Genomic DNA, 7,319 nt, shown 5'->3' with positions numbered 1-7,319 from the left:
AACAACACACTCTGCGAGCGATCCACCCCTTCTACAAATCGGCTCATCGGCTGGCCCTCGTCGATTCGACGCGCCAATTTTTATCCGATGGCGGAGTTTTCACACAGCCTGGACCCGTTTCGGCCGTTGGCGAGCGTCCGCTTTCGGGATGCCAGTTCGCGGCTGTTTGGTATTCCTATGAGCGCCAAGCGCGCTTGAGTCGCTCCACAGCTACGTGTGCGGGCCGCGCCCGTAGCCCCGCTTTTCCGTTATCCGGTGCACGCAGTACGAGCCGGTGGCATACTTTTCGTATGAAATACCAGATCATGATCGCATTGCTGTTTTGGATGAGCTTGGCCACCACGGCGGCTGGACAAAGCTTGCCTCCACAGGACTGGCCGATGTTCGGCGGCAATGTACAAAGCACCAGCGCCAACCCGGTACCCACCGGCATCACCGCCGCCAACGTCGCCCAGCTCACGCGTCTGCAGATCAAGCTGGATGGCACGGTGGATGCCAGCGCCATTTACCTGCACGACGTCAGCATCCACGGCGCCCGTCATAACGCCATTTTCGTCACCACCACCTACGGCAAAACGCTGGCGCTCGATGCCGATAGCGGTGCAGTCTTGTGGGAATACACGCCGACCAGCTATCAGAAGCTGTCCGGCACGCGCCAGATCACCAACTCGACCCCCGTGGCCGATCCCGACCGGCAATTCATCTACGCCGCTTCACCCGATGGCGCCATCCAGAAACTGGCCGTCGGCAATGGTCACCTTGTCTGGCGCACTTCCATCACCAAGCTGCCGCGGCGCGAGAAGATGGACTCGCCGCTGAAGTTATTCCGCGGCCATGTGATCGCCGTGACGGCGGGCTATGTCGGTGACCAGGCGCCCTACCAAGGCCATGTCGCCATTCTCGACAGCAACTCCGGCAAACTCCTGCACGTGTGGAACTCGTTGTGCAGCAACCGCACCGGGCTGATGGAGCCCAGCACCTGCCCGCAAAGCGATGCAGCGATCTGGGGCCGTGCGGGCGCCGTGATCGATCCCGGAAACGGTCACATCTTTATCGCCACCGGCAACGCCGACTGGAACGGAACGACCGACTGGGGCGATGCGCTCATCGAACTCAACGCCGATGCCACAAAAATGCTGGGTAACTACACGCCGGCCAACACTGCGGAGCTGAATGAGCGTGATCTCGACCTTGGCTCGACGTCGCCGGTGTTGCTCGGCGGAGACTTGCTCGCCCAAGGCGGCAAGGATGGCAAGATCCGCCTGCTCAGCCGCAAGGCCATCGCCGGCACCGACCCTCACAAGGGCCATGAGTTGCAAATCGTTTCCACCCCGAGCGGCACCGATCTGTTCACCCAACCGGCGGTGTGGAAACACGAAGGTCAAACCTGGATGTTTGCCGCCGACAACGGCGGCACCGCGGCGTGGGAGCTGGATGATGGCAAACTCCAGCAAAAATGGAAGAACGAGACGGGCGGCACCAGCCCGTTCGAGAGCGGGGGACTTCTATTTGTGTATGCGCGCAAAGGTGGCTTGAACGTGTACGAGGCGTCTTCGGGCAAACACGTCGCAACATTGCCGTGCGGACCCGGCCATTGGAACAGCCCGATTGTGCTGCAAGGCAAGATCATACTGCCCGAGGGCAATGCCAACGATCACGCCACCGGCGGTGTGCTTGATATCTGGAGCCTGCGCGGCGCGCATTAGCTCAACCGCGCCTGGAATTCCTGAGGCTTCACTCTTTGTAGGATGGAGTCATGAGCACATCAGCGAGGTATGCACCGGAAGTACAGGGCGTGCGATGCATTGGCACTCCCCTACACAGGTTGCAGACGCTGGATCGCTCCAGCTTCCACTCGACGCGCATGGCAGGTGTTGATGATGTGTACCCTCCACTCGCTGCGAAAAGCGATGCTGTTCGAGTGACCGCTTTGTGGCATGAAATGGCAGCAAGCGAACGGCCGGTGCTGGCCGAGATCAGACGTACCTGACTTCACAGTTGCATCCGAGCCGTAGCCTCGCAGGCGCGGAGTGGAAGACACAAAACGCGACACCAGGAACCTGCTAAGCGCAAATCAGAACCTGCTGAAGGACCAGGACTGCATCCGCCCCCCGGAGTACGGCATCACGCCGTGAAACGGCCGCGGATCGTCATCGAACACCAGCGGCAGGAAATGCCGATCCCCTTCCCACATCGGCAAGGCCATCATCCGTGACCGCTCGACCCACTCCAGCGTGCCCTCATGGTTGCCCTCGTGCGGCTCGCCATCGAATCGATCGATCAGGAAGATGAAGCCCAGCCAGTCCTCGCCATGCTTGCCGAAGCCCGGCCAGCTGATGGTGCCGCGCAGCTGCATGGATTGGCATTCGATGCCGGCCTCCTCGCGGATCTCACGGCGCATGCACGCAGCCGCGTCCTCGTCGCGCTCCAACTTGCCGCCCAGACCGTTGTACTTGCCCAGGTGCAGGTCATCCTCGCGCGTGTTGCGGTGGATCATCAGCACGCGTTTGCGATCGGGCGAAAGCACATAGCCGAGTGTGGCGACTATCGGAGTGTAGGTCATGGGGACATCCACCGGAAAGGCTCATTCTAGTGCAGTGCCGGATGACTTCCGACCCGGATCCACTGGGAGTGAACGGTTCCGACTTGAACGCTTGCGCGCGCCCGGAACGAAGGTGAACATGGCGGCATGCCACAGCGTCCCCATCCAGTGACCCGAATCCCGCTTCGTGCGCTTCTCCGCGTGCTGGTGATCCTGGCGGCCTGCACACTGGCGGCCTGCGATGCACCGCCCGTGCAAACCGGCAAGCAGGTCAGCTTTGATGGCGCAAGCTATCGCGTGGTGCGGATCAACCTTTCCCGCGAACGGCTCAGCCTGCACTGGCTCGACCCGGACACCGGCAAGCCCTTCGCCAACATCGAAGCCCTGCGCTCATGGGGCGCCAGGCATGGCGAACAGCTGCGCTTTGCCGCCAATGCGGGCATCTATGACCGCAAGGGCTCGCCGCTGGGGCTGTACGTGGAGGCGGGCAAGGTCCTGAAACCCCTCAATACCGCGCATGGCGATCCAGCTGCCGGCAATTTCTCGATGCGACCCAACGGGGTCTTCCTGGTCGACCACAAAGGCCACGCCCGGGTGATGACCACCGCCGCCTACCGCAGCCATCCGCCCGATCCGAGGCTGGCCACGCAATCGGGCCCGATGCTGGTCATCGACGGTGCCATCAACCCGCATTTCCTGGCCCGATCCACCAGCCTGAAGTGGCGCAGCGGCGTTTGTGCGCCGGAACCGGGACAGGTGGTTTTCGCCATCAGCGAAAGTCCGGTCAATTTCCACAGCTTTGCGCGGCTGTTCCGCGACCGGCTCGGCTGCCGTGACGCACTGTATCTGGACGGCACCATCTCGCAGTTCTTCGACCACGGTGACTATTTCGGCCCTCCAGTGTTCATGACCAAACCCTATGCCGGCATGTTTGCCGTGTTTGATAAAGCCCCGCAATGACCTGCATCGGTCCAGCATGATCCAGACCTTCAGGTACATGCCTTACCGCTGCGCATGCGCTACTGTGTAGGTTCGGGTTCACGACTTGGGGAAGTTCATGACACGCTCGATCCGCACTCTTTGCACGCTTGTCGCCACTGCGGCGCTGATGATTGCCGCCGCACATGCCGGGGAAACACCACCACCGAAATACCCCTCGCTGCCCAGCGAGACGCCGGCGCACTTCACGCCCAATCATTCCAGCTTCAACTACACCATCCGCGACGTGATGATCCCGATGCGCGACGGCGTGAAGCTGCACACCGTGATTATGATTCCCAAGGGTGCGCACGACGCGCCGATCCTGCTCACGCGCACGCCCTACAACGCGACCAGCATGGTCACCAAAACCGTGCATGACCAGCTCAGCGGGCACATGGGCAGCGCCCTGCGCGGCGACGCGAACGATGCGCTGCGGGGCTACGACAACGCCGTACCGGTGATCGTCGACGGTGGCTATATCCGCGTCATCCAGGACGTGCGCGGCAAATACGGTTCGGAAGGCGACTTCGTGATGAACCGTCCGTTCCGCGGCCCGCTCAACCACACGCCGGTGGACGAATCGACCGACACCTACGACACCATCGACTGGCTGGTGAAAAACCTGCCGCAAAGCAACGGAAAAGTCGGCATCCTGGGCATTTCCTACGACGGCTACGAGCCGCTGACTGCGATGATCAATCCGAACCCGGCGCTCAAGGTCGTGGTGCCGATGAACCCCATGGTCGACGGCTGGATGGGCGACGACTGGTTCCACAATGGCGCCTTCCGCGAACAGAACATGCCATACGTGTACGAGCAGGAGGCCACCCGCGACAACAGCATCAAGTGGTGGACCAACTTCTACGACGATTACGACCTGTACATGCACTACGGCTCGGCCGGCGCCATGGGCAAGGCCTACAACATGGACCAGATCGGCTTCTGGAAAAAGATCACCGAACACCCGGCCTATGACAGCTTCTGGCGCGATCAGGCGATGGACAAGATCCTCGCCAAACAGCCACTCAAGGTGCCGGTGATGCTGGTCGACAGCCTGTGGGACCAGGAGGACATCTACGGCGCCATCGCCGTGTACAAGGCCATCGAGCCGAAGGACACGAACAACGACATGGTCTATCTGGTGATGGGCCCGTGGCACCACGGTCAGGAGATCGAGCCGGCCGACCACCTGGGCGCGATCCGCTTCGGCAGCGACACCGGCACCTATTTCATGAAGCACATCCTGGCGCCGTTTCTGGCCCACTACCTGAAGGACAGCGCGCCGCCCAACCCGGTGGCCCCGGTCACTGCCTACCGCACCGGCACCAACCATTGGGAGCGCCTCTCGTCCTGGCCCGAAGGTTGCGCCAGTGGCTGCTCGATCCAGCCGACGCCGCTGTACCTGCATGCCGACGGCAAGGCCGGCTTCGCGGCGCCCACAGCCGCCGAGGCCAAGGACACCAGCTACGTGTCCGACCCGGCCAAACCGGTGCCGTTCCGCACCCGCCCCATCCAGCCGAGCGGGTACGACGATGGCATGACCTGGTCCTACTGGCTGGTCGACGACCAGCGCCCGTTCTCCGGGCGGACGGACGTGGTCACTTTCGAGACCGGCGTGCTGGATCATGACGTGACCATCGCCGGCCAGCCCAAGGTGCATCTGGTGGCCTCCACCAGCGGCACCGACTCGGACTGGGTGGTCAAGCTGATCGACGTGTACCCGGACCAGGTCGCTGCAGAACCCAAACTGGGCGGTTATCAGCTGGGCATCGCCATGGACATCTTCCGTGGTCGCTATCGCACCAGTTTCGAGCATCCGCACGCGCTCAAGGCCAACGCACCGCTGCTGTACCGCTTCGAGCTGCCCACGGCCAACCATGTGTTTCGCAAGGGCCACCGCATCATGGTGCAGGTGCAGTCCAGCTGGTTCCCGCTGTATGACCGCAATCCACAGACCTACGTGAAGAACATCTTCTTTGCCAAGCCCGCCGACTACGTCAAGGCCACCCAGCGCATCTACCATGCGCCGGGCGAGGCCAGCTACATCGATCTGCCGCTGGTCGAAAAGCACTGACCCGCAGGGCCGCCGCCCGGGAAGCCGGGTGGCGGCCTGCCGGACGGCTGCATCGCGCACGACGGTCGTTCGGATCTATGATGGGCGTTTGCACAGCCTGCACCGCCTCATGAACACCACCCTTGCCTGCAATCACGCTCCGGTTGACCCCGTGGCCCATGCCCGTGGATAAGGGGATCGCCCTCGGTCCGTTCCTGTTTCCCGCGGCTGTACTGGTGCTGGCGGCTGCACTTATCGTGGCGCTGGCCGTGGCTGGCGCCCTGCGCCGGCGCGGCAAGGCGGATGCACAGACCGCCCTGTGGAGTACCCTTGCGCTTGCGCTGCTGGCCGCACGCATGGCCTTCATCATCCGCCGCTGGCCGCAGTACCAGGCCTCGCCATGGAGCATGCTCAACATCCGCGATGGCGGATTCATGGCCTGGCCCGGAGTGGTGGTGCTGGTGCTGTCGGTCGCACTGGTGTTCTGGCGCCGTTCTCGCCTGCGCCTGCCGCTGACGGCAGCCAGCCTGTCGGGCTTGGGTGTATGGCTGCTGGCCACCCTGGCGGTGACCCAGCTTTCCGCTGCATCCCAGCGCCCGCTGCCCGACCTGACGCTGCACGACCTGAAGGGCGCGACCCAACCGCTGCGCCATGCCGGGACCCCCATGGTGGTCAACCTGTGGGCCACTTGGTGCCCACCGTGCCGTCGCGAGATGCCGATGCTGGTGCATGCCGAGGCGCAGATGCCGGCCGTGCGTTTCGTTTTCGTCGACCAGGCCGAGTCACCTGCGACGGTACGTGCCTACCTGCAGACCTTGCAGCGCATGCCGGAGCATGTCCTGATCGACGACGGCCAGCACCTGGCCCGACACTTCACCATCCGCGGCACACCGACCACGCTGTTTGTCGACGCACGGGGTATCGTGCGCGACATCCACACGGGTGAACTGTCTGCCGCCACGCTGGCCGATGGACTGTCCTACGTGACACCATCCGCACTTGACCGACCCGGAGTCTCTCCTTGAACAAACGACCCCTTTTCATCATGCTGCTGCTGGCCGCATGCCTGACCCTTTCCGGCGCATCGCTGGCGGCCAGTTGGCCGGCCCCGATCCAGGCGCTCACGGCCCGGGGGATCACGATCCGCAGCACCATGCCCGCCCCTGCGGGGTTCAAGGGCTATGTCGGTGACTTCCACGGTCGTGCGCTGCCGGTGTACCTGCTGCCCGACGGCAAGCACACCATGATCGGCAACCTGTTCGATGCCAACGGCCAGGACCTCACCGGTGCCGCCTTCGCGGCCAACAGCACGCCGAAACTGACCCAGTCCACCTGGGACGAGTTGCGCAAAGCCGACTGGATTGCCGAAGGGTCGAAGAGCGCCAAACGCATCGTCTATGTATTCACCGACACCGAATGCCCGTACTGTCATCGCTTGTGGCATGCCATCCGGCCGCAGGTGAAGGCCGGCAAGGTGCAAGTGCGCTACCTGTTGGTGGCGGTCATCAAGCCGCAGAGCATGCCGCGTGCGGCATCCGTGCTCGATGCCAAGGATCCGATCGCGACTTTCACGCGCAACGAGAGCGATTTCCGCAACAGCCCGGTCCCGCTGGCCCGGCAGATCCCTGCCGCGACCCGCGAAAAGATCAACGCCAACAACAACCTGATGGATCAGCTGGGCATCAGCGGCACGCCCGGCGTGATGTACAAGGATGCCCAGGGCAAGGTGCACAAGATCGTGGG

The 7,319-nt window shown here is 63.2% G+C and carries 6 protein-coding genes; 5 read left to right on the top strand and 1 reads right to left on the bottom strand.

Features of this window, described 5'->3' with window-relative positions; genetic code table 11:
* The coding region (locus PF446_RS00745) for a PQQ-binding-like beta-propeller repeat protein (protein WP_298068719.1) at window positions 1-1,706 on the top strand (1,706 nt) is incomplete at its 5' end.
* Between the two features lie 368 nt (window positions 1,707-2,074).
* Here PF446_RS00745 and PF446_RS00740 read toward each other — a convergent pair.
* A complete protein-coding gene (locus PF446_RS00740) occupies window positions 2,075-2,563 on the bottom strand; it encodes an 8-oxo-dGTP diphosphatase (RefSeq protein ID WP_298068717.1) in 489 nt (162 codons plus the stop codon).
* A 126-nt stretch (window positions 2,564-2,689) separates the two neighbouring features.
* On the opposite strand from PF446_RS00740, the gene PF446_RS00735 reads away from it, so the two are divergent.
* From PF446_RS00735 to dsbG, 4 genes are all read left to right on the top strand, one after another.
* Window positions 2,690-3,502 carry a phosphodiester glycosidase family protein gene (locus PF446_RS00735; RefSeq protein WP_298068715.1) on the top strand — a complete coding sequence of 271 codons (813 nt, stop codon included), beginning with the start codon at window positions 2,690-2,692 and terminating at the stop codon, window positions 3,500-3,502.
* A 97-nt stretch (window positions 3,503-3,599) separates the two neighbouring features.
* A complete protein-coding gene (locus tag PF446_RS00730; RefSeq protein WP_298068713.1) occupies window positions 3,600-5,597 on the top strand; it encodes a CocE/NonD family hydrolase in 1,998 nt (665 codons plus the stop codon).
* A gap of 158 nt (window positions 5,598-5,755) precedes the next feature.
* Window positions 5,756-6,601, top strand: coding sequence for a TlpA disulfide reductase family protein (locus tag PF446_RS00725; RefSeq protein WP_298068711.1), 846 nt, complete (start codon window positions 5,756-5,758; stop codon window positions 6,599-6,601).
* The coding region (gene dsbG / locus PF446_RS00720; protein WP_298068709.1) for a thiol:disulfide interchange protein DsbG at window positions 6,598-7,319 on the top strand (722 nt) is incomplete at its 3' end. The genes PF446_RS00725 and dsbG, both read left to right, overlap by 4 nt.

It is taken from the genome of Oleiagrimonas sp., assembly GCF_027858935.1.
Lineage (GTDB): Bacteria > Pseudomonadota > Gammaproteobacteria > Xanthomonadales > Rhodanobacteraceae > Oleiagrimonas.
This window is presented reverse-complemented; position numbering and strand designations above follow the sequence as displayed.

Bases quoted from the DNA above. Each gene is read 5' to 3' on its own strand.
- PF446_RS00740 (WP_298068717.1), bottom strand. From the start codon at position 2,563: ATGACCTACACTCCGATAGTCGCCACACTCGGCTATGTGCTTTCGCCC.
- PF446_RS00735 (WP_298068715.1), top strand. From the start codon at position 2,690: ATGCCACAGCGTCCCCATCCAGTGACCCGAATCCCGCTTCGTGCGCTT.
- PF446_RS00730 (WP_298068713.1), top strand. From the start codon at position 3,600: ATGACACGCTCGATCCGCACTCTTTGCACGCTTGTCGCCACTGCGGCG.
- PF446_RS00725 (WP_298068711.1), top strand. From the start codon at position 5,756: ATGCCCGTGGATAAGGGGATCGCCCTCGGTCCGTTCCTGTTTCCCGCG.